The sequence below is a fragment of the Desulfosporosinus lacus DSM 15449 genome (assembly GCF_900129935.1).
Taxonomy (GTDB): Bacteria; Bacillota; Desulfitobacteriia; order Desulfitobacteriales; family Desulfitobacteriaceae; genus Desulfosporosinus; species Desulfosporosinus lacus.
On record NZ_FQXJ01000005.1, the window covers coordinates 116,641 to 141,722 of the forward strand.

The window sequence follows — 25,082 nt, forward strand, 5'->3', positions numbered from 1 at the left end:
GCAGATGCATTAGGGAGGAGAAAGATGTGTTTACCGGAATTGTAGAAGAACTAGGCATCGTCCGAGCCCTTCAACTCTTGCCAGAATCTGGTCAACTTACTCTTGAAGGAAAAAAGGTTCTTGATGGAACCCGAATTGGAGACAGCATTGCTGTCAATGGAGTTTGCTTAACTGTTATTCGCCTAGGTGATCGAGAATTCACAGTAGATGTAATGGCTGAAACATTAGCAAAAACGAATTTAGCTGAACTAAAGAGTGGCAGTCGTGTTAACCTGGAACGAGCTTTACAGCTTCAAACCCGTTTAGGCGGACATTTGGTTAGTGGGCATGTTGACGGGGTCGGCAACATTCGCCGAATTGTTCCATGGGGCATCGCTCAAGTCTATGAAGTCAATGCTCCCCCTGCTCTTCTTTCATATATGTTGCCGAAAGGTTCAATTGCTATTGATGGAATTTCTCTTACCCTGATCGACGTAGAAACCGATTATTTTACAGTCTCTCTGATACCCCACACTTCCAAGGAGACTACCCTGGGATTCAAGGGAATTGGAGCGAGCGTCAATCTTGAAACAGACCTCATTGGTAAATACGTTGCACGTTTTATGGGGCTTAATGCGACTTCAAGCGATAACAAAAAAGATTTGTCACTAGGTTTTCTAGCTGAAAATGGATTTATCTAATTCGGATCGTCCGATAGATGGAACAATGAGGAGAGTGCAAACAATGTCATTTAATACAATAGAAGAAGCTTTAGAAGATATACGACAAGGTAAAATGGTTGTAATGGTGGATGACGAGGACCGCGAGAACGAAGGTGACCTGGTTATGGCTGCCGAAATGGCAACTCCAGAAGCAATTAATTTTATGGCAACCTACGGACGAGGTTTAATTTGTGTTCCGATGACCAAGGATCGAATTCATGCTCTACAACTTGAGCAGATGGTAACTAATAATACCGATCCTCATGGTACGGCCTTCACTGTAAGCGTTGATTCCGTCACAAGTTCTACTGGAATTTCAGCTTTTGAACGAGCGGAAACTGTAAAGGTTCTTGTGAACCCTCAGAGCATACCGACCGATTTACAACGTCCCGGGCATATCTTCCCACTTCTGGCCCGAGAAGGTGGAGTTTTGGTTCGTGCAGGTCACACGGAAGGCTCTGTAGATTTAGCACGTCTTGCCGGACTGCAACCAGCGGGCCTGATTTGTGAGATTATGAATGAAGACGGAACGATGGCAAGAGTACCTGATCTGCAATTATTTGTAGAAAAGCACAATCTTAAATTGATTACCTTAAAAGATCTAATCAGTTATAGGCGCCAAGCGGAAAAACTGATAGAAAAGGTTGAAAGCATTCAGCTCCCTACTGGTTTTGGTGAATTTCGTGCTGTAGGTTATCTCAGTATTCTTGATAAAGAAGAACATGTTGCATTAGTTAAAGGTACAGTTGACGATGGTAAACCGGTACTAGTCAGGGTTCACTCAGAATGTTTAACCGGAGATGTTTTTCATTCCCGTCGCTGTGACTGCGGAGACCAACTTTCTGCCGCTATGCAAGAGATTGAGCGTGAAGGACGCGGAGTGTTGCTTTATATGCGTCAAGAAGGCCGCGGAATCGGTTTGTTAAACAAATTAAGAGCGTATAAACTTCAAGAAGAAGGTAAAGACACTGTGGAGGCAAATCTCGCCTTAGGATTTCCCGAGGATTTACGAGACTATGGCGTTGGTGCCCAAATTTTAGCCGACCTCGGAATTTCTCAAGTCCGTTTAATGACCAATAATCCACGCAAGATCGTCGGACTAGAAGGGTATGGCTTAAAAGTAGTTGAACGTGTCCCTTTAGAGATCTCGAGTAAACCAGAAAACACAAAATACCTTTGCACTAAGAAACAAAAGATGGGACATTTTTTAACAGAAGTACAGTAGTGAATCATTAGTATTACTAGATCATTTAAGGATAAGCTTTGTTCCAGATACAGAAAGGATGGTTATAAAAAATGAAAACTTATGAAGGAAATTTAATTGCTCAAGGGCTAAAGATTGGAATTATTGCTGCGCGTTTTAATGAGTTTATTACAAGTAAATTAGTAGGTGGTGCAATTGATGCACTGCAGCGACACGGTGTAACGGAAAACGATATTGAATTAGCCTGGGTCCCCGGAGCCTTTGAAATCCCCTTAGTTGCTCAAAGAATGGCCCTCTCTAAAAACTATGATGCAGTCATTTGTCTTGGTGCTGTTATTCGTGGGGCAACACCTCATTTTGACCTTGTCAGCAATGAAGTCAGTAAGGGAATTGCCCAGGTTGGCTTACAAACCGGGATCCCAGTAATTTTTGGTGTTATTGCAACTGACAGTATTGAACAGGCAATTGAACGAGCGGGAACTAAGGCAGGAAACAAAGGCTTTGACGCTGCTATGACCGCTATAGAAACTGCAAATTTACTCAAATCATTTTAACCATAAACCGTTTATCGCTTAAACAATTAAAATCAATTAGAATAATATGGAGGTTTGTCCACTAAAAACTCCTTGTCAAATGGGATAATTTTTATTAAACTCTTATAGGTGTCTATTTTTGACAAGGAGTTGAGAGTGCCATGACTTCGAACATTTGCAGCTTAGCCAAGGAAATAGCCATGCTTGAAGCAGCGCGCTCCGGCAATAAAGATGCTTTAAATGAGATTATCCAACATTATGAACCTGAAATCCGTATGATTGCCTCTAAGTATTTCTTACCTAGAGCAGACTATGAAGATTTGTTACAAGAAGGGCGAATCGCGATATATCGGGCGATCCTATCGTATGACGAAGAATCTGGTATTCCCTTTCTTCATTTTTTAAGGATGGTCGTTAAACGGAAACTCATCGATGGTCTGCGTAAATATACACGCCAAAAACACGCTAACCTTAATGAAGCCTATTCCCTCAATAACGTAGTTTCTGAGACAGAGGAAACAAGCTTTTTAGAATTATTACCAACCGCTGAGGACCCAGCATCAACAGTTATCGCCAACGATGAAGTCCATTCCATGATTCAAGATTTAAATAAGAATATGTCAAATCTTGAACGTTTGGTATTTGAACACTATTTCATCCAAGGATTTAAACAACGGGAAGTGTCCGAGCACTTAGGGCTTCATCCGAAATCCTTGGATAATGCAATCCAACGCATACGCCACAAAACTGCACTTTATCGTTCTAGGCAAGTTGCAGGTTAACTTTCCAAAGTATTATAAATTAAAATAAAGAACCGGGAATTTTTGATTCCCGGTTCTTTATTTACGCTTGAACTATGCTATTCCACCACTTTGAGAAATCAATTTACTCACTTTACTATGCGCATTAGTCGCTTCGTTGGCTAAGCGTAAGTATATATCTCTTAAATTAGCATGATGAGCACGCGTGGCTAAAGTCATGTACCCAGTAGCAGCAGCTGCAGCATCTTTTTCATAATCATAAAGCATATCCAAATCGCTAAATTGGCTCATTTTTCTACCCCCTTTCTATTGAAGTTCTACCATTCCTTTTTTAAAATAACCTACTACATCTTCTAAACCTTTGGCTTGTTCTTTAAAAAACCCCTTAACAGCGGCGTCTTTTGCCATTTCATTGTAAATTTGGCACTTTTTCATAGCGGTTTCAGTCTCAATTAAGCTTCGGGTTAACATGCCTTGGTCAAGGATTTTCTTCGTTTCCATATCATTTAGTTGCATCAAGATCCCTCCTTCTGAAAAACTAATTTACATAACATTCTCAGGATGTGTAAATTAACCTTAAATTATTCATAATAAATTAACACAAAGTATGTTCAAATAGATACTATGCTAGACAGGCAGGATGTTCATGAGTTAAACTGAAAAGGTGCAAGAATTATTATACATATTGGTATAGAAACATTACATAATCTTGGCTTTTGAGAATGGAGGTATAAACATTTGGAGACGCCAGAATTCAAGCGTGGTTTCCGTGGGTATGATTCCGATGCTGTTGACCAAGCGTGGGCAGAAAGCGAACGACAATTATCTGAAGCAAATGCAGCTAACAAGGAACTGCGCTTGCAGATTAACAGTTTAAGGGAACAAAATTCAGAATGGGGAAATCGCCTCAAGTATTATGAGCAGATTGAAAAAGATCTAAGAGATGCCCTTGTAAGCGCCCAAAGAATCGCTAATCAAGTAAAAGATGAAGCAACAATACAGGCAGAAGAGCTTCTTCAATCCGCACGCAGCGAGAGTGAAGTCATACTAAGTGAAGCAGCACGTCTTTCGGAGTCCAAGGAAATTGAAGCAGACAATATGCTCATTGAAAAGCGGATGGAAATTGTACAACTAGAGGAACAGATTCAAGGACTGATTGAGCAAAAAACGGAACTACAGACTCTCGTTGATCAAGTTAGGCAATATTTAGAAAAGATTAAGGATTTAATTATATAACAATAAACCCATAGACTGTAAAGGCAGACTTCCCTGACTTAATGTAAATTAGTCAAGGAGTTCTGCCTTTAATTATAATTTAATCACTAATCTTTAAGGGGAGAAAATGAATAATTCCCCAATTCGTCAACATCGACAAAAATTTCTTGCCCTTCCTTAAATTCTCCTTTCAGAAGTTTGAGAGCCAAAGAGTTCTGCAAACGTTGTTGAATCACTCGTTTAAGTGGCCTTGCTCCGTAAATTGGGTCATACCCTTCATTCGTAAGTTGTTCTTTTGCCTTTGACGATAGGGTCAGTGTCAGTTTGCTTTCACTTAAGCGTTTACGTAGCTGCCCAAGCTGAATATCGACAATCTGACCAATATGCTGACGTCCAAGTGGATGGAAGATAATAATTTCATCAAGACGATTGAGAAATTCCGGCCGGAAGTAGTGTCGAAGTTCTTCATTAATGCTGGACCGAACTTCTTCCTTGCCAGCGTTGCGTTGGGTTAATTCTTGAATAGTCGGACTGGCAATATTACTGGTTAAGATCACTACTGTGTTTTTAAAATTTACTATTCGGCCCTGTCCATCGGTTAACCTTCCATCATCTAGAAGCTGCAATAATATATTAGAAACATCGCTATGCGCTTTCTCTACTTCGTCAAAGAGAATAACACTGTAAGGTTTACGTCGGACGGCTTCTGTGAGTTGTCCACCCTCTTCATAACCGACATATCCGGGAGGAGCTCCGATCAGTCGTGACACAGAATGTTTTTCCATATACTCGGACATATCAATCCGAACCATTGCTTGTTCATCATCAAAGAGGAATTCTGCCAATGCCCTTGAAAGCTCTGTCTTCCCTACCCCCGTAGGGCCTAGGAAAAGGAATGAACCTAAGGGTCGATTCGGGTCTTGCAACCCTGCACGCGCTCGACGCACGGCATCGGCAACAGCACGAACAGCTTCTTCTTGACCAATAACTCGCTGATGAATTCGCTCTTCCATCTGAATGAGCTTTTGCATCTCACTTTCCATTAATTTGGAAACGGGAACATGGGTCCAGGTTGCCACGATTTCCGCAATGTCTTGTTCAATTACTTCTTGTTTCAGTAAAGTATTTTTCTTATCTTGCAGTTTTTCCTCCGTGCTTTTCAGTTCCTTTTCCAAATTAGGGATTATTCCGTATTGAAGCTCTGCGGCTTTATTATAGTCAAGTTGCTGTTGAGCTTGCTCCATTAAGATACGTGAACGATCTACTTCTTCTTTTAGTTGTTGAATCCTAACAAGAGTTTCACGTTCTCCCTGCAACTGAGCCTCCATGCCAAAACGTTCTTCCTTAAGATTACCTAATTCTTCCTCGATTTTCGCTAAGCGCTCTTTACTGGCCTCATCCTTTTCTTTCCTCAAGGCTTCCCGTTCTATTTCCAGTTGCATCATTCGACGTTTAATTTGATCTAAATCATGAGGGTCACTAGTAATTTCCATACGCATGCGTGCACCGGCTTCATCAATTAAATCAATTGCTTTATCAGGCAGGAAGCGGTCACTAATATAACGATCTGATAGAACAGCTGCCGCAATAATTGCCCCGTCAGTAATTCGTACACCGTGATGTGTTTCGTAGCGTTCTTTAAGACCGCGCAGAATTGAAATAGTATCTTCCACTGTGGGTGCTTCCACCATAATAGGTTGGAATCGCCGTTCGAGAGCGGCATCCTTCTCAATGTGTTTGCGATATTCTGCGAGTGTTGTAGCTCCCAGCATACTGAGTTCTCCTCGAGCAAGCATCGGCTTGAGCATATTACTGGCATCCATTGCTCCTTCAGCAGCTCCTGCCCCTACAACTGTATGCAGTTCATCGATAAATAAGATTACATCATCGCGGTCCTGGATTTCTTTAAGTACGGCTTTCAATCGTTCTTCGAACTCCCCACGATACTTAGCACCAGCAATTAAGGTTCCCATGTCAAGAGAAATCACCTGTTTATCTTTAATTGCCTCGGGGACATCTCCACGCACAATTCTTTGAGCTAAACCTTCTGCGATGGCAGTTTTACCAACCCCAGGCTCACCAATGAGGACAGGGTTATTTTTCGTGCGTCTGGATAGAGTTTGAATAACCCTGCGAATTTCTTCATCCCGGCCAATAACTGGATCTAGACGTCCACGCCTTGCCTGTTGCACTAAGTTAAGCCCATATTGTTCGAGAGCAGCGTAGGTCCCTTCTGGATTAGGACTCGTGACACGTTGGGTTCCCCTAACTTCACGCAATGCTTGAAGCAATTTTTCCCGAGTTAATCCGGCTTGCTTTAGAACTTGTTGGGCAGACCCTCCGGCCTTTTCCCAGATCCCAAGCAGTAAATGTTCTGTACTGACGTACTCATCGCCAAACGGTGCCATCTCATCATGAGCAGCTACCAAAACACTGCGCAAGCGGGGAGAAATGCTCATTTGCACATTGCCGCCGCTAATTCGGGGAAAGCGGTTGATCTCTTGACGCATAGTTTGGATGAGGGATCCAACTGCCATGCCTAGTTTAGTTAATACTTGAGGAACAACGCCATCACCTTGCTCTAAGAGGGTGAGTAATAGATGCTCCGGTTCAACTAGACTGTTCCCGTTGCGTTCCGCCATTGTTTGGGCACCTGTGATTGCTTCCTGTGATTTCTGGGTAAAACGGTTGGTATCAAATGACATAATTGCTCACTCCTTTTCAAGCTAGTTTCAATTTAATAGCGCCATGGTATGACACTACAGAACAACTCCTCGTTTATCTGCCAGGTCACGCAGAGCCGAAATTTCAGAATCACTCATATTTTCGGGTAACCTAATCGAAACTTCTACAAAAAGATCCCCCTGTTGAGCAGGCTTTTCTAAATTCGGCATACCTTTGCCCTTCAGGCGAAATTTCTTTCCGTTTTGGGAAAGAGGCGGAATTTTCAGCAAGACTTCACCGCTAAAAGTTTTGACACTGACTTCTCCGCCTAAAACCGCTCTATAAAAATCAACCGGGATCTCGGCCCTTAAGTCATCTCCATCGCGAAGGAAATAGGAATGCGGGTTAACCGTTATGATTAAATAGAGGTTCCCAGCTGGTCCGCCCGAAATTCCCGGACTGCCTTGACCTGAAAGCCGTACCTTAGAACCGGTCCGTACCCCTTTTGGGATCTTAGCCTCAATTTGCTTTTCACCTGTTCGAATGACTCTCGTTGTACCACTATAAGACTCCTCCAAAGTTACTTGAACTTCAACTTCAAGATCCTGGCCTTGACGGGGACGCCCAGCAGCGGGCCCTCCGCCAAATCCTCGACCTGGTCCTCCAACTCCTCCAAAGAGAGTTGAGAAGAAGTCAGAGTATCCTTCTCCTCCAAAATTAAATCCACCGGTTTTACCCGAGGCACCAAACATTTCCGCAAAATCTTCCGGGGACATGGTATAGGTATGCCCTCCGCTCCCTCCACTGGGATTCGATTGCCAACGATCCCAATTATAATCCCCGCGTCCTCCTCGGGCTTTCCATTGTTGATAGTCTTGACGCAACTCATCGTATTTACGTCGTTTTTCAGGATCACTAATTGCTTGATATGCCTCCGTAGCCTCTTTAAATTTCTCTTCAGCAACTTTATCTCCGGGATTAACATCCGGATGATACTTTTTAGCTAGTTTCTGATAAGTTTTCTTAATGGTTTTTTCATCGGCATCGGCTGAAACACCTAAGCTTTCATAATAGTCTTTAAAATCCATACTTTCACCTCATTACACTACCTTTAGTCAGCATTAGTTTATATAGAGTAACTATTCCCTGGATTTTTACATTCTAAAATAATCTTAATAATTTAGAGTATTTTTCCTTGTTATAAAAATTATAGTCTATTTTCATTTAAAGGTCAATATTGGTCAGACATTTATTTGACCAATATTGACCTTTAAACATTAACTGTTTTACTCATTAAAATACATTTTTTAACCCTATAGAGTTTGCAGTTGAAACAGAGATAGGCTTCATAGAATTTTTATGAAGCCTATCTCTGAAATAAGCGGATGCACTCAATGTAATTTTCAGGCAGGTTTTAGAGCCAGCAAATCATTTAACCCCATAAATGAAGAATACGAGGAATAACTTTAAGCTGGATAGGTCCTCGACCGGGTTGCTCCCCATCAATATCCAGCAGAATTCTTTCAGCAGAAGTGATGGCTACGGAGCGACCGCGCAGCACGCTAACCCCAGGGATCGAAAGATGAGTGCCCCTATAGATCTTTGGTATATGCCGTAAAATAGTCCAGGGTGAAAAGTCTCCTAAAAATACTATATCAAAAAGACCATCATCAAGCTCTGCATGCGGTGCGATCATCATTCCACCACCAATATAACGACCGTTTGTTACCATAATACTGTTGAGGCGACCATTACAGATTAATTTTCCATCGATTTCACAGCTCATAACTTTATTACTGTAACGAAGTATGCTTACTACTGATCCAATAAGAAAAGATAGTTTACCTCCAAGCAACTTACTTTGCTGATTGACGCGAGCAACTGTCTCCCCACCTAAACCAACGTCTGCAACGTTAAGGAAATAACGGTGGATCTGCTGTCCATAATTATCATGAAAGAGGACTTCCCCGACATCGATTTTTCGTTTTCGACCTTGTTTCAGAATACCGATAAAACCCTCAATTCCTTTAGGAATTTGTAAGGTGCGAATAAAGTCGCATCCAGTACCATGTGAAAAAACGGCTAGCTCTGCCTGCGGGTTAATCAGCTGATTATTTGAGAAGAATCCATTAACTACTTCATTCATAGTCCCGTCTCCCCCAACAGAAATGATACGAGCAAACCCTTCTTTCAAGGCTTTTTGGGTGATATGAATTGCATCTCCAGGTCCAGACGTATAAATGAAGTCGATAGTATATCCTTCTTCTCGCAGTCGTTTCAAATAATGAGGCCATCGTTTAAGAGTACTGCCATTGGATGAATGCGGATTTACAACAGCGAACCAGTAGTTACTTATTTGCATTAAGAAAACTCCCTTTTGGCAGACACATATATAATGTACAGTCAGATTATACTTTCTGACTAGTATTAGCGTTAAAAAAATGCTTATATATGCCTTATCTCGAGAGAATTCGACGTTTAGAACAAAAAATCCTCTTCGTTATTTTACCCTTCATCGCAATTCTCGCTAAGAGTGTTCTTTATATGTTATCGGAAGGGCCAATAAGACAGCTATTTAAATTTGTTTGTTTAGACAGCACGTATTTGATTGATACGTTGCATGACATCTTCTTTCACTTTGCGAAGAAAATCTTCTGCCCCAGCTAAGGTATCAGCTTTCACTGAGAAGTAAAATTTAATTTTGGGTTCCGTACCAGAGGGTCGCACCATCACAAATCCTCCACCCTCAAAAGAATACCTTAATACATTTGACCGAGGAAGTTTGAGAGGATATGTTTGTCCTGTTTCAAAGTTTTTGCCTATGCGCAGTTCGTAGTCGTCAAATCTTTCGATGGAAATCCCACACAATTCATGAATCTCTTCTTGACGGAGTGAATCCATAATTAAAGCCATCTCTTCTTTTCCAAGTTTCCCTTCTAGGGCAAGGGACTCTTGGTCATCAAGGTAATATCCAAATTGTTGATAGATGCGTTCGAGAACAGCAAAGAAATTGCGTCCTTCAATCTGCTGATAATAGAGGGCAGCTTCAGCTAAGATGACAGAAGCGATAATTCCATCTTTATCCCGGACAAAATCCCCCGCTAAATATCCGTAACTTTCTTCAAAGCCAAATTCGAAGGTTCCCCAACCGCCCTCCTCCATTTCCATTTCCTTTTCGGCAATGAATTTAAACCCTGTCAAAACATTTTCAACTTGAACATTAAAATATCTGGCAACTTCATCTGCCAAATCAGTTGAGGCAACAGTTTTAATAATCGTTGCATTATCAGGAAGGGTTCCTAAAGCCTTTTTCTGAGATAGGATATAGTATGTTAACAGTATTCCGATTTGATTCCCTGTAAGCTGTATATAGTCCCCTTGAGGAGTACGTAAGGCCACCCCCAACCGATCCGCATCAGGATCTGTAGCTAGAAGAAGATCTGCTTTCACAGCATTTCCATATTTTCGAGCAAGTTCAAACGTTGCCGGAATTTCCGGATTGGGATACGGGACGGTTGTGAATTCCGGATCAGGATGCTCTTGTTCGAGAACAACATTGACCGAACTGAAACCGAGTTCAGACAAAGCCCTTCGGACTAAGATATTTCCCGCTCCGTGCAGCGGCGTATAGACGATACTGAGTTCCTTCCCTTTTTGCTTATCGAGATCTGGGTACAGTGCCAATTTCCCGACACGAGCAAGATAGGGTTTATCAATTTCTTCTCCAATTATTTGAAGCAGTCCACATCGCTTAGCTTCTTCAAGGGATAGAGGTTCGATTCCCAACCAGCTCTCACGGGCTTCTATGCGGGCAAGAATTTGATCTGCTTTTACAGGAGGCACCTGTCCTCCATCATCCCAATATACTTTGTACCCATTGTAGATTTTAGGGTTGTGACTCGCTGTCACAACAATACCCGCCAAAGCACGCAAATGGCGGACCGTAAAGGAGAGTTCCGGCGTGGGACGAAGTGCATCAAAAAGATATACTTTGATTCCGTTCTTGGCAAGCACCAGGGCAGCCTCGAGAGCGAATTCAGGTGAATACCTGCGTGAGTCGTAAGCAATCACGACCCCTCGCCGCATTCCTTCTTGCCCATGATCACAAACACATTCAGCCAACCCCTGGGTTACTTTTCGAACAACATATTTGTTCATGCGATTTGTGCCCGCGCCAATTATACCTCTTAACCCACCTGTGCCGAATTCTAGATCCGTATAAAAACGGTCCTCAATTTCTTGTGGATCGGTGATTTCTCTTAGCTCTTGTCGTGTTTCTTCATCAAAATAGGGGTCTTCCGTCCATAAGCGATAGCGATCTTGAATACTCACCCTGACAAACCTCCCATATAGTTGTATTATCAATATAATTAGGCTTTTAAGACTTCGCAGGGGTTGCCTCATTGGATAATCTTCCCTTTTAAGTGAGTATAGCATACCCTTGTTAAATTTAACAAATTATTATAGCGGGTAAGGCACTTGTTGAAACGAGTGCCCTTTTCCTCTGCAAACGCTAAGTAAAAAAGAAATAAGCCCAGTCTAAGACTGAGCTGTAAGTACTGGAGAAATTATAACACCAACAAGTCCGGGTCCTGTATGGACCCCCATGACCGGACTGATCTGATTGAACAACAATTCTTTAATATTTGGAAGTTCTTTAGCATTTTGCCACAGCTTACGAGCTTCCTGCTCTGCTCCGCCATGTACAATAGCCACATTATATTGTCCATCCTGAGTACTTTCAATGAGTATATCGTATAATTTTTTGAGTGATTGGTCTCTGCCGCGGACTTTCGAATATGTAATATATTTTCCTTCTGAATTTATAGAGATTATTGGTTTTATGTTAAGAAGCTCTCCTATGGTACCTGAAACGTATCCGATACGGCCACCCCGTTTTAGATACTCCAATGTAGATAAGACAAAATATAGCTTAGTCTGCTCAGAAACTTTCTTAGCTACCTTGAGTACGGCCTGAAAATCAATAGATTTGCGAAGCTCGCGAGCCGCTTGGAGAACTGGAAAACCGAGGCCCATGGAAAGCGCTTTAGAATCCAAGACTTCAATTTCCATTTCCTTATAATCTTTGGCTACCTGACATACAGTTTCATAAGTACCGCTTAAACCACTTGATATGTGCATTGTGAGAACATGAGTAAACTTCTCCTCTCTTAGTCGGTCAAACAAATTAGAGATTTCTGCTGGAGAAGGTAATGATGTTGTGGGAACTTCAATATCCATATTGTCATATACCTCATTTGGACTGATACTGACCCCATCGAGATACTCTCGATCTTTATACACAACGTGCAAAGGAAGAATCTCAATCCCAAACTCCTTAGTCATATCTGAGCCTAGATCACTTGTACTGTCTGTAACAATTGCAATTTTTGGGACGCTTAAAGGTATTGAAGTTTCTCGCATGAGGCATAGTTCCTTTCCATCAAAACTATAATATTATAATAATTAGTATATCATAATAGTCAACAATTCGACTAGAAAGTTTTTGTAATATTAGGATATCAAAAGAGCTTGGGTAGCTTTACGCACTTCTTCCAATGAAGCCGGAGATGCTTCAATATCTCCGACTTTATCGACTCCACTATATAAGCAAGCTTGAGAATATTGAATATCTAACATATGAAAAAACGTTTTTATGGATCGCTCGGCACACTCAAATACATTTGGGAGACGTGTTCCCGCCGTAGAAATAAAAAGTCCGATTCGGTCAGGTCCAGCTGGATTTAGTAGCGTTTGATTAAGAAGGTATTTGCGCACCCAAAATGTTTGCATTCGATCAATCATTGTTTTAGTTTGAGCATTGACCCCCATAAAATAGATTGGTGCGGCTAGAATGAATCGGTCGGAGTGAATCAACCTCTCTTGAAGCTTTAGGATATCGTCATTTATTACACAAATTCCTTTGGCAGAGCAAGCACCACATCCTTGGCAAGGATTGATCTTTAGGTCAGAAAGATAAACCAACTCCGTGCTATGACCCTCGTCCTGGGCAGTTCTAATTGCCTCTAACAGCAATTTCGTCGTATTACCGTTGCGTCGTGGACTGCAGGCGATTCCAAGTACAGATAATGACATATATATTTTCTCTCCCATCAATTATGGTTTCTCGCGTATATACAAAATATAACTCATCCAAGTATAAAAGCGAGGTTCTTAATTATTTAAGAATCTCGCTTTTATATTTGGCTCTTTCCGAATGGGTTTAAGCTCATTAGGTTACACTTTAGGATTAGGATCTGGGTCAAAATACCGCTCCCTTTCTGTAACTACTTATCCTTCTTCATGAACTTGCCTTAGGGTCTGAGTAGACTTAATGGGTTCTAGTCCAACAGACTCCAAAATTGCATTAATCATTAACTGCTCTTTTTTCGTCATACGCATTCTTTCCTTTCATTTTCTGAGTAACTAGATAATTATATACCTTCTTCGATGCAATTACAAGTTTTTCGTAAAAATAATAATTGTTTACATCTGCCGTTTAAAATGAACCAAAATGACCCCGCTTTTGCGTCATTTCATCCGGACTATATTAGCCTATGTGCGGAGAATGCGGTTTATGACAGTTCAATACACATTTCTTGTTGTTTGGCACTAGGGTTAATTCCATGAGCCCGGAGAAAGGTGGAAATCCAATCATTTGGTTGATTAGTAAGTGAGAAAGATGCGCCTGACCATTGAAGTATAGTTGGAAGAACTTCTTCTGTTCCCGCTAAATTTGAACTCCAAACATCAAGCAAAAGACCCGATTTTTCCTCTGCAAACAAGGCACCCGCAGTTTTAGTTTGATTAATGTAAGCTAAAAGGTTACCATGTCGTCTGAGATACCCCTCTCTTCGTTGCCAAGCCGGATTAAAAAAAGCATGGTTGCGATTTCGAAAGTATTCGTCTACTGAAATAAGTGTAACCGGATGTATCTGAAGCATTTTATCGTTAAAATCAGCGATGCTTTGAGCACGATAAACATTAAGCTGACGCACATCGACAAAACCGACGGACTGATAGATTTTTCTCGCATAATTCTGTTCCAGTACTTCAAGGTAAATCCGTTTAAGAAAAATACTTTTTGCCATATTCAACTGAGAACGCAACAGGACTGTAAAAAGGCCATTTCGTCGGTAATCAGGATCTATACAGGTGCCAGCAATCCATCCATCTTTATTATCTATTGACAGCAAGGTAAACCCTACAACACGATTATCAACAAAAATGGCAACAGAACGCGACAAAGAAACTTGACTCAGAGCAAGCCAGGCTTTCATATGTTCTTGTTTATATGCCATATTATAATAATACCCGAGCCAACAGCGGTTCCACATCTCAGTAATTTCTTGCAAGTTAAAATCTTCAAGAGTTTTTACGTTGACATTTTTAATATTGATCTTCAATTTAATCCCACAATTCTTTTATAAATAGATGGTCATTTAACTTTCTATATGTTATGTCAAATATCCTTCAACCTTAAGGAATACCAGCTAATATATTTTAGAAGTGTGATTAATATTTGCTTATCTCTTGCTATTTACTTATAGTAAGAATCACCAACAGAAATTTGAAAGGTGGTCCGACGTAATGAAAACTTCATTTATTAATGACGCCGAGCTAACGTTCGCTCATGAACTCTTGGATTTTATTGAGGAAAGCCCATCTTCTTTTCACGCCGTGGAAAGTGTTAAGAAATTGCTCGCTCCTCAGGGATTTCAAGAGCTATCTCTTAACGGGAAATGGTCCTTGACTCCAGGTGGGAAATATTTCATAACTCGTAACAATTCAGCTCTAATTGCCTTTTCGCTTGGCCTGGGTGAGCCAGAAAAACACGGGTTTCGCCTGATTGCAGCGCATACAGACAGCCCTGCTTTCCGAATTAAAACCTTACCTGAAATATCAGTAGAAGGTCATTATCTCAAATTGAATATTGAAACCTACGGAGGTCCCATTCTTAATACCTGGCTAGACCGCCCTCTTTCTTTAGCTGGTCGAATTATCCAAAGAGGAGAATCTCCCTTTTCTCCACAAACCAAACTCTTTCATAGTGATCGATCCTTGCTTGTGATTCCTAATCTTGCAATTCATATGAACCGCAAAGTTAATGAAGGTTTAGAATTAAATAAACAGAAGGATATGCTGCCTTTATTAGCTCAAGTTACTAAAGACTTACATAAAGAAAATCTTTTAATTCATTACCTTGCTGAAAGCCTGCATTGTCTGCCTGAAGATATTATAGACTTTGACCTGTTCCTTTATGAAGCTGAAAAGGGTTGTCTTGTCGGGCTTCAACAAGAGTTTATATCAAGCGCGCGTTTGGATGATCTGGCCATGATTCATGCAGGAATATGGGCCATTGCCAAGGTAAAACAATCATTGTCCACTCAGGTCCTTGCCTGTTTTGATCATGAGGAATGTGGAAGCACTTCGAAGCAGGGGGCGGCTTCTCCTCTTCTGTCCCATGTGCTGGAACGAATCCTGCTTGCTCAAAAGAAAGACCGAGAAGCATATTTCCAAGCCTTAGAGCATTCATTTCTTATTTCCGCTGATATGGCCCATGCGCTTCACCCCAATGCCAGTGAGAAGCATGATCCTAGTAATCGTCCTATCTTGAATGGCGGCCCAGTGATTAAAACTAGTGCTAATCAGAGCTACACTACCGATGCAGAATCTGCCGCAATATTTTCTGCCCTCTGCCAATTAGCAGATGTACCTGTCCAGAAATTTGTCAATCGTTCTGATGAACGAGGGGGCTCTACCATTGGCCCGATATCCAGCACACACCTCGATATTCGTTCTGTAGATATTGGTAACCCTATCTTAGCAATGCATTCTGTACGCGAACTCGGGGGCGTGAAAGACCACTTAGCTGCTGCAAAAGTCTTTAGTGCGTTCTATGAATCAGTTTAAGCTTAAGTTTGTTCTATTGTGTTGTCTTTCCATATCAATTCATCTCCGAGCTGGGTATTTGTCTCTTTTCCCCAGCCGGCAGGGAATTCAATAATGCTTTCAGCATTACGCAGGCAAGGAGATATTCTCCACGGTCTAAGGTCATCAATAATTGCCACCACATGTCCTGTTTTATCCAAAAACCACACAGAAAGTGGGAACTTCATCCCCATCATATGAACTTGCTGACAGGGCTTAAGCCAAAGCCCTTCCCCCGGAAGCAAAGAAGTTCTGCCAAGAAGACCGCGAAAACGGTTCCAAAATGTATCGGCTATCAAAAGTTGTCTGGCAACTGTTTGTCCTGTCCTCAAGTTCTGCAATTTTCCAAGTTTCATCTCCGACTTTTCCTTTCCCCTTGTACTCACCAGAAATTTCAAAAAACTAAGAGTCTATATCGAGATTACTGCATGGCCCCAGTAAGCTATATCTGGGGTTATGTTATTTCAACATCTCAATAATTTGAATTGCTGCCGGTCCAATCACAATGATAAAAATAGTGGGAAAAACAAAAAACACTAGAGGGATCATCATTTTCACTGGAGCCTTTTGGGCTTTCTCTTCAACACGTTGACGCTGTTTTTGTCTGATTTGTATGGCTTGATTGCGCAGAACACCACCAATTGATATTCCTAGTTGATCTGCTTGAACCAAGGAAGCAATCAGATTGTTGAGATCTTCAGCTGGTTTATTACGCTTTACCAAGTCTCGTAAAGCCTCCCTGCGCGGTCGCCCCATTTTGATTTCCTGAAGTACTCCCAGGAATTCTTCCGCAAGGACTCCTTTTTGTTTCTCTGCAACTTTAAGTAAGGCAGCATCAAATCCGAGACCTGCTTCCACACTTACTGTGAGCAGATCCAGAATATCTGGCAACGTTTTTTCAATTTCATTTTGACGTTGTTTAGCTTTAGCCTTCAACCAATAAACAGGAAGCATATACCCAATTATAAATCCGATTAACCCCATTTCTATCCTAGTTAGAAATGGGGTGTTTATTAATGAAAATATCCCAAAAAATATTAGGCAGAGTAAAATGCTAATTGCGTATTGTAACCCTTTCCATTCAGCCTCTTCCCATTGACTAGATAAACCTGCTGCACTAAGCTTAGTTGTCATTTGCTCACGTTGTCGTTGAGGCGTCAAATCCGTCAAACGACGGGCAAATTTATGAAGCAGAGGACGCAGTACACGTTCACTTAACGATCGCCTGTCCTCTTCAACTGCAATCTCCTTCTGTCCCAGAGCCCGCGAAATTCGTTCTTGTGTCTCTTTTCCTTGGTTTCTTGAAAAAACCGCCATAATGGTAAAACAAACTGTGCCAAATACACTTAAAACTATAACAAGTAATGACATAAAGGCACTCCTTTTCTCGCCTGACCAAATATTTAACAAATACCCTTCAATGTGTCTCGTGTATCAGACCTCGATCGTAATAATTTTTCGGATAATTATGAAGCCAATAAATTGCGAGATAAGACCTCCGGCAAGCATGGCCCAGCCGATCCTATTGGTAAAAAGTATGGAGAGATAGCCTGGATTGAGCACACTCAGAACAGCTGCAATGCCAAACGGCAAGGCAGCGATAATATATCCAGACATTCGTCCTTGGGCAGTGAGCGTCTTTATTTCTTGTTTGATACGCAAGCGATTCTGAATTGTGGCATGAATATTTAGAAGCACCTCTGCCAAATTCCCCCCCGCTTGGCGTTGAATGAGCATGGCTGTAACAAGAAGATCTAAGACATCACTGCCGACCCGGTCAGATAAATGGATAAGTGCTGTTTCTGTTGCAGTACCATAGGTCATTTCTCTTAAAGTAAGTTGAAATTCTCCGGAAATAGGGTTTGGCATTTCTTGGCTGACCATCTCCATCGCTTGCAGGAGGCTAAAACCCGCCCGCAGGGAGTTAGCCAAAACCAGCAACGCATCTGCAAGTTGATTATTAAATTGCCGACGTTTCTTTTTCTGTGCTGATTTTAACCATAGTCGGGGAAGTAAGCAACCAAGGACAGAAAACAGAATTCCGCCGTATGCTTTTTGGGTCAGTGCAAGTCCAATAAGGAAAAACAGAATAATTAAAAACCCTTGGAGAACTAGGAATTCCCCGCCTTTAATCGGAATATTACCCCTAATAAGTTCAATGTCCAACCCTTCACTCCATCGACGTGGAGCTAGACGACCCAATCTGGCAAGCAAACGTTTTAAATCTCGTTTTTCGGTGTCTATAGTAACAGGCGCACGCAACGCAGTAAAACGTTGAAGCTTTACTTCAAGTGTTTCTTCGCGTCGTGCTAGGCCAAGAATTCCGAGGTAAACTGCAGAAAATGTAGCGACTACTGAAATGAACATTATAGTTTGGGACATTGCATTAACCATATAAACCCTCCTTTCTCGGAGACTTATGGATACGAATTAATTTGAAAAAATATCATCCGGAAGAATCTGTCCTGCAGCAATCAATTTCTCAATGAAATGGGGTCGTATCCCCGTTGCCCGGAAATGTCCTTGAACCTTTCCTTGCTTATCAATTCCTGTTTGCTCGAAACGAAATAAGTCCTGTAACACAATCACATCTCCCTCCATCCTCAGGACTTCGGTAATATGAGTTATTTTTCGACTGCCGTCCCGCAAGCGACTCTGCTGAACAATGACATCAATAGCACTGGAAATTTGTTCGCGAATCGCCCTGACAGGCAGATCCATACCCGCCATCAATACCATCGTTTCCAGACGGGAAAGCATATCACGCGGAGTATTGGCGTGTCCGGTAGTTAGTGAACCATCGTGTCCGGTATTCATAGCCTGCAGCATATCCAAGGCCTCCCCACTTCGCACTTCACCCACAATAATCCGTTCCGGTCTCATCCTCAAGGCGTTGCGAACAAGGTCTCTTATCATAACTGCTCCTTTACCTTCAATGTTCGCAGGACGAGTTTCCAGTGTGACCACATGTGTTTGGCGAAGCTGCAGTTCTGCTGCATCTTCAATCGTAATTATTCGTTCATCTTCAGGAATAAACGCTGAGATAACTCCCAGCGTCGTTGTTTTCCCCGAACCCGTCCCACCGGATACAATAACATTCAAACGCGCTTTAACACAGGCATCAATGAATTTGGCCATTTCCTCAGTCAAGGTCCCAAAGCCTATGAGATCTTCCATTCCAAAAGGAATTTTAGAGAACTTTCGAATGGTTAAAACCGGTCCATTCAAAGCTAACGGCGGAATAATCGCATTCACCCTGGAACCGTCCGGTAATCTTGCATCGACCATGGGTTGACTTTCATCTATACGGCGACCGAGTGGCGCTACGATCTTTTCAATAATATGCAAAACATGCGCATCATCGTAAAATGAGATTCTTGCCAACTCAAGTTTACCTTTCCGTTCAACGTATACTTGATGAGGCCCGTTAACCATAATCTCATTAATGGCAGGGTCTTGCAGTAATGGTTCAATTGGTCCGAAACCCAGAATTTCATCCATTACCTCTCGCACTAAACGCTGACGTTCTGCTCGAGGAGGGGTTAACCCCAAGGCATCTGATCTAATATCAAGCGTGTGTTCTACCATTGGTTGAAGCGTCTCTGAATTAAGGTCTTGAGAGTTATTCTTGTCCAGCGCTTGTATGACTTCATGATGAACAGCACTTTTAAACTCACGCCAAGGATCAATTTGCGCTACGGGACGAACCGTTCGGAGCTCTTTTCTAGGTTCTTCTTGAATATGTACTTTCTCTTTTTCTAAGCGTTTAAGCAAAGACATTTTTCATGCCTCCTTAAAATCCGAACACCCTTCGCAGTCCCTTTAAAGGATTTTTGTTCTTGCATTCTTGTTCTTTCACAGCATTTTTGGTTTCAACATCTTGCAATGCAATAAGTTTTCTTGCCATGTTTCGAATTCCTTCTGAAGCCTTGCTTTGTGGATGAGACGTCACGAAAGGAACCCCTTGATTTACTGCAGCAACCAGGGCTCTCCCATCACTCGGAATTTCATAGCTAATTTTAATATTTAGGCTTTTTTCAACATCTTGAGGATCCATTCCCATTTCTTTACTGGAACGATTAAGAACAACTTGTACTTTGGAGGTATGATGAAGCCCCTCAATAACTTCAAGGCTAAGTTTTGCATTCTTAAGTGTCGGCACATCCATTGCTAACACCAACCAAATCTGCGTTGAGGCATCGAAGCTTACTAGACTTACATCATCAAAGCGACTGATATTGTCACAGATAATAAAATCAAATTTTCCCTTCACCTCAGACAGAATCTGTTCAACATGCTCTGCAGTGACCAATTCTGCATACTCTGGCCGTGTCGGGGCAGCTAAGACTTGAAGCCCCGAAGAATGAGTCAAGAAATACGACTGAATCTCAGAATACTTGATAGTGCCTGATTGGGTTAAGTCCGCTATCGATCGTTTAGGAATTAAGTTTAAAAAGACCGCAACATCTCCAAACTGAAGGTTTAGATCGATTAGAAGAACTCGCCATTTGCCGGAACTCGCTAATTGTACTGCAAGATTGGTAGCCAAAGTCGTATTGCCTACTCCGCCCTTTGTACTAAAGAAAGAGATTATTTCACAGTTTCTAGTTTTAGGGCTGTTAGTCACCTTTATCTGTTCTCCCAAAACATCTCTTTTCCGTTGATCTAACTCATAGACCTTGGCAATAACACTGGAAAGCTCATCTCCAGTAAAGGGCTTGACAATATATTCTCGTGCTCCAGCCATCATGGCTCGACGTAAATATGCCTGTTCTCCTTGTACTGACATAATAATGACAGAGCATTCCGGAGCACGGTGGGCGAGTAACTCTGTAGTACGTATTCCGTCCATTTCCGGCATGTTAATATCCATCAAAATAATATCCGGCCTGTTTGCTTCGGCAAACAATATTGCTTCAGAGCCAGACCCTACATCACCCACGACCTCAATATCATCTTCAAACTGGAGAAGCCGCCGGATACTGTCCCGGGTATCACTGATATCGTCAACAATCAAGATACTGATGCGTCTCACAGTAACCCCTCCTTACTTATAGTTATTAATAAAATTGGGATCCATAAATATATTTTCCGTAAACGGGGTATCTTGGCGAATTTCTGTATTTACCGGGTTTCGCAATAACAAACGCAGACCGCCTTTTTCACTGCCGAGTGTGACAGCCATAGCTTGAGGAACGCTTAACGCTAGTGTGTACGATTTGGTCTCAACCTTATTTTTCTCTTCTCTAAGTGTTTCTCCAACGCTCAGCACTAAGACATCCTGAGCTGCTAGAGTGGTTACAGTCACTGCTTGTGTATTTGAATTGGAGTCATTAATATCTATTGTCACCAAGACATCAACGTGATCACCGGGTCTAATGGCATAACCCACTCCACTTACTAAACCGATCGGTATTGCTACAGCCCTTTTCCCATTCGGAACAGTCAGAGCTGCAGTACTTCCTGTCAAAAGCCCATCACCATTATTCTGAGGGGATGGACGTTCAACCATTGAACTAACAACTAAATCACCCGCTGATAGATTTAATAGAGCTACTGAACCCACAACATTTTGGATTGTTGAAAATCCACCTTGAGGATACCCTTGGATTGGAATATCCTTCACCTCTAACTGACTGGCCGCAATTACAGTCCGAGCTGGTATATCCATCTTAACGATTACCAAAGGTTTGAGTGTGGAAGTTGTATTAGTTGTCGCTTTGTTCAGATACATATACATTGATCCAGCAGCGATCAGACCGCAGATCAGTGCCAGAAGAAAAAAGCCTTTACGCTGCATTTTAATACCTCGCAATTCCAAATATGTGAATTCCATCTCTTTAACCCAATACGATTTTAGATTGTACTAAGAATTATTTAATTTGCGATGAGTTTAGGTGTGTATAAGCCGTAATCATTACTCGCTGCTCCATTTTCTATTTCCTCTTCAGTCTTTAGCGAGTCCGAAAGGTGGTCCTTATTATGAGCATTTGATGCCAGAGTTCGAATAAACCAACCAGTTACTATGGACTCGTTGCCGTTTCCAGCAACCCCTTCCAGAAAAAAAGCAGCGAATCCGACAATTTGCACTTCATGAATGGAATTACCACTTTCCGAAATTATCCTGACAATTGGAATATACACAATCTGTGGAGCATTCCTATCGTGGTTATCAATCGTATTCCTCGGAACTCGTGTATCTCGATTTATACGAGTGTTTATTCCATCTGCTGTAGGTCCACTCATGTTTCCATGTTTGACGTTTAGAATCTGTCCCACAAATAGAGAGCCCTGGTAACCGTTGGCTAAATCAGATTCATACGTATTTGCCCCAGTACCACTAAGTTCTAAAGCACCATACCATCCGGAAGTTCCATACTCTTCTCCATATCTTTTTACGCTGTTATTCTTGTCGTCATCAAGATACCATTCCGACGTTCCAGACCCTCCTCCGGACTTCAGGATATATTTTTGTCCAAAAACAAAGTCCTGTTCCTGGATGCTAAGAGGAACCGCTCCGTAAAGCCCCATGGGGGGAAGAAGCATAGCTCTGGCAGAAACTGAAATCTGTTCTTCGGTAATCCCCCAAATTCGTGCAAAGTATGTGGGAACTTGTTGCTTAGCTTGAACAACAATTATGGCATTATTAGCTTCAACTGATACATTAACGTCAGCTACCCCATTCTTGGTCGCATAATCAATGGCCATACTTGTTGCATCAGAGGGACCTTTTAGTAGCTCTTGTACACCAGCAAGTGCGGCCGCATCGACCGAATTTTGAAGATGGGCCTTTTGAGCGTACAATAGGCCCATATCCGCTACAACAGCACAGAAGCCAAGCAAGACAGTTAAAGACAGAGTAACAATCACCACAACGCTGCCGCGCTCTTGACACTGATTATCCGCAAGACTTAGCATATGTTGCAATGGCCGCTTAATCTGTTGTATCTTTGATCTCCAATGTTTGGAAAATGCAGACTTTATTTTAACCATGACCACTCCTCCGTCCCACAGAATGGACATATAAGGATTTTCTATTCTTGACGCATCACGATGCTGGAGCTGACAACAACAGGATTAGCTATGATATTATTTATAATTGGTATGAATAGCTGAACTGGATAAGTGACATTAACCTTTACCTCCTGACCTGATTGCCGATTGGATTCGCTCGGGAAGATTGTAATCGTTAAGCTCGCAGAATCTAGGGAAGGTGCTGCATTCTCTATGGAACTCTTAATTTCTAGGTCTGTTCCGCCAATTGTTGCAACTCGGCCACCCTCCCTGGCGGCATTACTTATTGAAATGTAGGCATAACCAACGCGGCCCATCTCAATCACGCCAAATAACAGCAGGAAAAAGAGCGGTAATACAAGGGCCATCTCAACTAACGCTTGGCCTTGCTCACTTTTACGGCGTTCTCGAATCATAACTCCCAACCTCCAATAGAGAAGGCCAAGGCGATCAGAGTTCCTAAAACTATTGCAATACCATAAGGAAATTTTTCGCGTCGAGCGTTATTCATAGACTCGCTAAAATGTTGAGGTCGCTTCAGAATAAGAGAAAATAACAGATAGTGCTTCAAGGTGTTGCTTAAAGCCTTACGTCGAGAAAGAGCTGCGCATGAGAGGAGACCGCCTATGACGGCCCCATAAAGAAAACTCGTAAAAACGAAAGGAGCACCACCGAAAGCCCCGATCACTATAAGTAACTTCACATCACCGGCACCCATCCCACCCATGAGGTACGGGAGAAGAAGTAAAGAAAAGCCAGTAACAGCTCCTAAGAGACTGCTCGACAATCCTGAGCTCCCTCCTTGAACTGTATTAAGCAACAGTGCAGTTAAAAAAGCAGGAAAAAGCAATTTATTATAGATTTTTTGTTCTCGCCAGTCGGTGAAGGCAGCGATACCTAATGTGAATCCTAAAGCAAGGTCATTAACTCCCATAGCGGCCCCCTTGTGTCAAGAACCCTACTGCGGGCAGTAGGGTTCTTTTTCTTTTATGTTAGTTAGGAAAGGGCTCTAGTGGCAAATATTTTAGGTAGCTGGTGTAAGCTTTGCTACTAAGGAATTAAATAATGTGCTGAGTTGACCGCCCATGGCCGTTAAAGCAATAATAACTCCAACCGCTACGAGAGCGATAATGAGCCCATACTCTGTCATCGCCTGTCCAGTTTCATCCTTCAGAAACCCTATTAATCTTGTCTTCATTTTAATACCCTCCCTTTTCTTAGTATTCCTATCTGCTTATTTTATTATAGTTACTAACCGTATAAAACGATATAAGGCAATAGTCGCAAAGTTAATATTAGTTAGTCCTAGTCTTTGGTCCTAGCTTAATTATTAAAATTCTATTGCTTTAAGCGCAGGTGATTTTGATTCGATATAAAAGGATATTATTATAAATTAACCTTTCGCTAAGCACTCCGTGTATAGGGAGAAATAGAAGTTATTTATACTAACATACAAAAAAAGATAGAGCTATTAGATAGCCCCATCTTCTTAACCATAATCTATTTGATTAAACTTAGGATTTATTTTCGTTTTTTGTCAGCTGTACTTATTCAAGTAACCTATTGAATGCTTGAGATACATTTCTGCACAAATTCCGGCGCGCAGATACTACTTACTGCTATGACATTATCAGTTGATGGGCTAAGCGGCAAAAAGATCGCTACGACTTCATTAAAGTCATAGATCCTTTCTCCACTAGACTGACATATCAAATAACCCTTCTGATTAAATAAGGTTTCAAGTCTCTGCATGCCAACGATCCGATTGGGAAGTGTCTCAATATCATTGTGCCTCAACGTGGCCACCCCTGTCTAACAGATTGTTGCCCATCATTTCTGACTGGTATCGGTCTCTATACTTTCCAACTTATTAAAATTAAAAGACTTTAGGCTTATTATTATGCAGGAAGGACATTATTTATTACAAATTACCTTACACTTGCTTAACAATGGTAAATTATAGGACAATTCCCAGGGGAGCATTGACTAATATTTGGTATTTAGTTTATAATTAAATTGCTCGAAGTACTTGAGGATTTAGACAAACTTCTCGATTGCC

Annotated in this window: 26 protein-coding genes; 6 read left to right on the forward strand and 20 right to left on the reverse strand. The window is 41.7% G+C overall.

Annotated elements, in window-relative coordinates; translation table 11 throughout:
* Positions 1–26 precede the first annotated feature (26 nt).
* The 4 genes from BUB11_RS07500 to BUB11_RS07515 all read left to right on the forward strand — a co-directional run bounded on the left by BUB11_RS07500 (position 27) and on the right by BUB11_RS07515 (position 3,220).
* On the forward strand, positions 27–680 hold the full coding sequence (locus tag BUB11_RS07500) for a riboflavin synthase (protein WP_073029065.1): 654 nt from the start codon (positions 27–29) through the stop codon (positions 678–680).
* Positions 681–723: 43 nt separating this feature from the next.
* A complete protein-coding gene (locus tag BUB11_RS07505) occupies positions 724–1,926 on the forward strand; it encodes a bifunctional 3,4-dihydroxy-2-butanone-4-phosphate synthase/GTP cyclohydrolase II (protein ID WP_143187575.1) in 1,203 nt (400 codons plus the stop codon).
* Between the two features lie 71 nt (positions 1,927–1,997).
* Positions 1,998–2,459, forward strand: a complete 462-nt coding sequence (gene ribH, locus BUB11_RS07510) for a 6,7-dimethyl-8-ribityllumazine synthase (RefSeq protein WP_073029067.1) — start codon at positions 1,998–2,000, stop codon at positions 2,457–2,459.
* 140 nt (positions 2,460–2,599) lie between these two features.
* Complete coding sequence (locus BUB11_RS07515; protein ID WP_073029069.1) at positions 2,600–3,220, forward strand: sigma-70 family RNA polymerase sigma factor; 621 nt, start codon at positions 2,600–2,602, stop codon at positions 3,218–3,220.
* Positions 3,221–3,292: 72 nt separating this feature from the next.
* Here BUB11_RS07515 and BUB11_RS07520 read toward each other — a convergent pair whose 3' ends face one another.
* Together BUB11_RS07520 and BUB11_RS07525 are read right to left on the reverse strand one after the other, a co-directional pair.
* Positions 3,293–3,490, reverse strand: coding sequence for a spore coat protein (locus BUB11_RS07520; protein ID WP_073029071.1), 198 nt, complete (start codon positions 3,488–3,490; stop codon positions 3,293–3,295).
* A gap of 15 nt (positions 3,491–3,505) precedes the next feature.
* Entirely contained in the window at positions 3,506–3,715 is a 210-nt protein-coding gene (locus BUB11_RS07525; protein WP_073029072.1) for a hypothetical protein, read from the reverse strand.
* Positions 3,716–3,937: 222 nt separating this feature from the next.
* Here BUB11_RS07525 and BUB11_RS07530 point away from each other — a divergent pair, with 222 nt between their 5' ends.
* Positions 3,938–4,435 (forward strand): DivIVA domain-containing protein, encoded by a 498-nt coding sequence (locus BUB11_RS07530; RefSeq protein WP_073029074.1) that lies wholly within the window; start codon positions 3,938–3,940, stop codon positions 4,433–4,435.
* 86 nt (positions 4,436–4,521) lie between these two features.
* Here BUB11_RS07530 and clpB read toward each other — a convergent pair whose 3' ends face one another.
* The 7 genes from clpB to BUB11_RS07565 form a co-directional block, all read right to left on the reverse strand.
* On the reverse strand, positions 4,522–7,119 hold the full coding sequence (clpB, locus tag BUB11_RS07535) for an ATP-dependent chaperone ClpB (protein ID WP_073029075.1): 2,598 nt from the start codon (positions 7,117–7,119) through the stop codon (positions 4,522–4,524).
* A gap of 54 nt (positions 7,120–7,173) precedes the next feature.
* Positions 7,174–8,166 (reverse strand): DnaJ C-terminal domain-containing protein, encoded by a 993-nt coding sequence (locus BUB11_RS07540; protein ID WP_073029077.1) that lies wholly within the window; start codon positions 8,164–8,166, stop codon positions 7,174–7,176.
* Between the two features lie 344 nt (positions 8,167–8,510).
* The gene (locus tag BUB11_RS07545; RefSeq protein WP_073029079.1) at positions 8,511–9,440 is read right to left on the reverse strand and encodes a diacylglycerol/lipid kinase family protein; all 930 of its coding nucleotides are present in this window, start codon (positions 9,438–9,440) and stop codon (positions 8,511–8,513) included.
* A gap of 227 nt (positions 9,441–9,667) precedes the next feature.
* A complete protein-coding gene (locus BUB11_RS07550; protein ID WP_073029081.1) occupies positions 9,668–11,410 on the reverse strand; it encodes a phospho-sugar mutase in 1,743 nt (580 codons plus the stop codon).
* 207 nt (positions 11,411–11,617) lie between these two features.
* Complete coding sequence (locus BUB11_RS07555) at positions 11,618–12,502, reverse strand: DegV family protein (RefSeq protein ID WP_073029083.1); 885 nt, start codon at positions 12,500–12,502, stop codon at positions 11,618–11,620.
* 90 nt (positions 12,503–12,592) lie between these two features.
* A complete protein-coding gene (locus BUB11_RS07560) occupies positions 12,593–13,174 on the reverse strand; it encodes a flavodoxin family protein (protein WP_073029085.1) in 582 nt (193 codons plus the stop codon).
* A gap of 479 nt (positions 13,175–13,653) precedes the next feature.
* Positions 13,654–14,484, reverse strand: coding sequence for a GNAT family N-acetyltransferase (locus BUB11_RS07565; protein ID WP_345788574.1), 831 nt, complete (start codon positions 14,482–14,484; stop codon positions 13,654–13,656).
* A 184-nt stretch (positions 14,485–14,668) separates the two neighbouring features.
* On the opposite strand from BUB11_RS07565, the gene BUB11_RS07570 reads away from it, so the two are divergent.
* Positions 14,669–15,991, forward strand: a complete 1,323-nt coding sequence (locus tag BUB11_RS07570; RefSeq protein WP_073029087.1) for a M18 family aminopeptidase — start codon at positions 14,669–14,671, stop codon at positions 15,989–15,991.
* Between the two features lie 2 nt (positions 15,992–15,993).
* Here BUB11_RS07570 and BUB11_RS07575 read toward each other — a convergent pair whose 3' ends face one another.
* The 11 genes from BUB11_RS07575 to BUB11_RS07625 all read right to left on the reverse strand — a co-directional run bounded on the left by BUB11_RS07575 (position 15,994) and on the right by BUB11_RS07625 (position 24,820).
* Positions 15,994–16,365: a DUF192 domain-containing protein gene (locus BUB11_RS07575; protein WP_073029089.1), complete on the reverse strand. Its 372-nt coding sequence runs from the start codon at positions 16,363–16,365 to the stop codon at positions 15,994–15,996.
* A 103-nt stretch (positions 16,366–16,468) separates the two neighbouring features.
* Positions 16,469–17,380, reverse strand: a complete 912-nt coding sequence (locus tag BUB11_RS07580) for a type II secretion system F family protein (RefSeq protein WP_073029090.1) — start codon at positions 17,378–17,380, stop codon at positions 16,469–16,471.
* Between the two features lie 63 nt (positions 17,381–17,443).
* Complete coding sequence (locus BUB11_RS07585) at positions 17,444–18,403, reverse strand: type II secretion system F family protein (RefSeq protein WP_084110205.1); 960 nt, start codon at positions 18,401–18,403, stop codon at positions 17,444–17,446.
* 36 nt (positions 18,404–18,439) lie between these two features.
* Positions 18,440–19,789 carry a TadA family conjugal transfer-associated ATPase gene (locus BUB11_RS07590; protein ID WP_073029092.1) on the reverse strand — a complete coding sequence of 450 codons (1,350 nt, stop codon included), beginning with the start codon at positions 19,787–19,789 and terminating at the stop codon, positions 18,440–18,442.
* 13 nt (positions 19,790–19,802) lie between these two features.
* On the reverse strand, positions 19,803–21,044 hold the full coding sequence (locus BUB11_RS07595; protein ID WP_073029094.1) for a CpaE/TadZ family protein: 1,242 nt from the start codon (positions 21,042–21,044) through the stop codon (positions 19,803–19,805).
* 12 nt (positions 21,045–21,056) lie between these two features.
* The gene (gene cpaB / locus BUB11_RS07600) at positions 21,057–21,845 is read right to left on the reverse strand and encodes a Flp pilus assembly protein CpaB (RefSeq protein ID WP_084110206.1); all 789 of its coding nucleotides are present in this window, start codon (positions 21,843–21,845) and stop codon (positions 21,057–21,059) included.
* Positions 21,846–21,886: 41 nt separating this feature from the next.
* Positions 21,887–23,002 (reverse strand): TadE/TadG family type IV pilus assembly protein, encoded by a 1,116-nt coding sequence (locus BUB11_RS07605; protein WP_073029097.1) that lies wholly within the window; start codon positions 23,000–23,002, stop codon positions 21,887–21,889.
* Between the two features lie 41 nt (positions 23,003–23,043).
* Positions 23,044–23,439, reverse strand: a complete 396-nt coding sequence (locus BUB11_RS07610; RefSeq protein WP_073029099.1) for a TadE/TadG family type IV pilus assembly protein — start codon at positions 23,437–23,439, stop codon at positions 23,044–23,046.
* A complete protein-coding gene (locus BUB11_RS07615; RefSeq protein WP_073029101.1) occupies positions 23,436–23,957 on the reverse strand; it encodes an A24 family peptidase in 522 nt (173 codons plus the stop codon). The genes BUB11_RS07610 and BUB11_RS07615 overlap by 4 nt, the downstream gene beginning before the upstream one ends.
* Positions 23,958–24,047: 90 nt before the next feature.
* Positions 24,048–24,221 carry a Flp family type IVb pilin gene (locus tag BUB11_RS07620; protein ID WP_073029103.1) on the reverse strand — a complete coding sequence of 58 codons (174 nt, stop codon included), beginning with the start codon at positions 24,219–24,221 and terminating at the stop codon, positions 24,048–24,050.
* A 362-nt stretch (positions 24,222–24,583) separates the two neighbouring features.
* Positions 24,584–24,820: a hypothetical protein gene (locus tag BUB11_RS07625; RefSeq protein WP_073029105.1), complete on the reverse strand. Its 237-nt coding sequence runs from the start codon at positions 24,818–24,820 to the stop codon at positions 24,584–24,586.
* Positions 24,821–25,082: the final 262 nt, after the last annotated feature.

Coding starts and splice junctions, on each gene's coding strand:
- BUB11_RS07525 (WP_073029072.1), bottom strand. CDS start 3,715: ATGCAACTAAATGATATGGAAACGAAGAAAATCCTTGACCAAGGCATG.
- BUB11_RS07540 (WP_073029077.1), bottom strand. CDS start 8,166: ATGGATTTTAAAGACTATTATGAAAGCTTAGGTGTTTCAGCCGATGCC.
- BUB11_RS07570 (WP_073029087.1), top strand. CDS start 14,669: ATGAAAACTTCATTTATTAATGACGCCGAGCTAACGTTCGCTCATGAA.
- BUB11_RS07555 (WP_073029083.1), bottom strand. CDS start 12,502: ATGCGAGAAACTTCAATACCTTTAAGCGTCCCAAAAATTGCAATTGTT.
- BUB11_RS07590 (WP_073029092.1), bottom strand. CDS start 19,789: ATGTCTTTGCTTAAACGCTTAGAAAAAGAGAAAGTACATATTCAAGAA.
- BUB11_RS07585 (WP_084110205.1), bottom strand. CDS start 18,403: ATGGTTAATGCAATGTCCCAAACTATAATGTTCATTTCAGTAGTCGCT.
- BUB11_RS07580 (WP_073029090.1), bottom strand. CDS start 17,380: ATGTCATTACTTGTTATAGTTTTAAGTGTATTTGGCACAGTTTGTTTT.
- BUB11_RS07605 (WP_073029097.1), bottom strand. CDS start 23,002: ATGGTTAAAATAAAGTCTGCATTTTCCAAACATTGGAGATCAAAGATA.
- BUB11_RS07615 (WP_073029101.1), bottom strand. CDS start 23,957: ATGGGAGTTAATGACCTTGCTTTAGGATTCACATTAGGTATCGCTGCC.
- ribH (WP_073029067.1), top strand. CDS start 1,998: ATGAAAACTTATGAAGGAAATTTAATTGCTCAAGGGCTAAAGATTGGA.
- BUB11_RS07545 (WP_073029079.1), bottom strand. CDS start 9,440: ATGCAAATAAGTAACTACTGGTTCGCTGTTGTAAATCCGCATTCATCC.
- BUB11_RS07575 (WP_073029089.1), bottom strand. CDS start 16,365: ATGAAACTTGGAAAATTGCAGAACTTGAGGACAGGACAAACAGTTGCC.
- BUB11_RS07520 (WP_073029071.1), bottom strand. CDS start 3,490: ATGAGCCAATTTAGCGATTTGGATATGCTTTATGATTATGAAAAAGAT.
- BUB11_RS07620 (WP_073029103.1), bottom strand. CDS start 24,221: ATGAAGACAAGATTAATAGGGTTTCTGAAGGATGAAACTGGACAGGCG.
- BUB11_RS07560 (WP_073029085.1), bottom strand. CDS start 13,174: ATGTCATTATCTGTACTTGGAATCGCCTGCAGTCCACGACGCAACGGT.
- BUB11_RS07515 (WP_073029069.1), top strand. CDS start 2,600: ATGACTTCGAACATTTGCAGCTTAGCCAAGGAAATAGCCATGCTTGAA.
- BUB11_RS07505 (WP_143187575.1), top strand. CDS start 724: ATGTCATTTAATACAATAGAAGAAGCTTTAGAAGATATACGACAAGGT.
- cpaB (WP_084110206.1), bottom strand. CDS start 21,845: ATGGAATTCACATATTTGGAATTGCGAGGTATTAAAATGCAGCGTAAA.
- BUB11_RS07610 (WP_073029099.1), bottom strand. CDS start 23,439: ATGATTCGAGAACGCCGTAAAAGTGAGCAAGGCCAAGCGTTAGTTGAG.
- clpB (WP_073029075.1), bottom strand. CDS start 7,119: ATGTCATTTGATACCAACCGTTTTACCCAGAAATCACAGGAAGCAATC.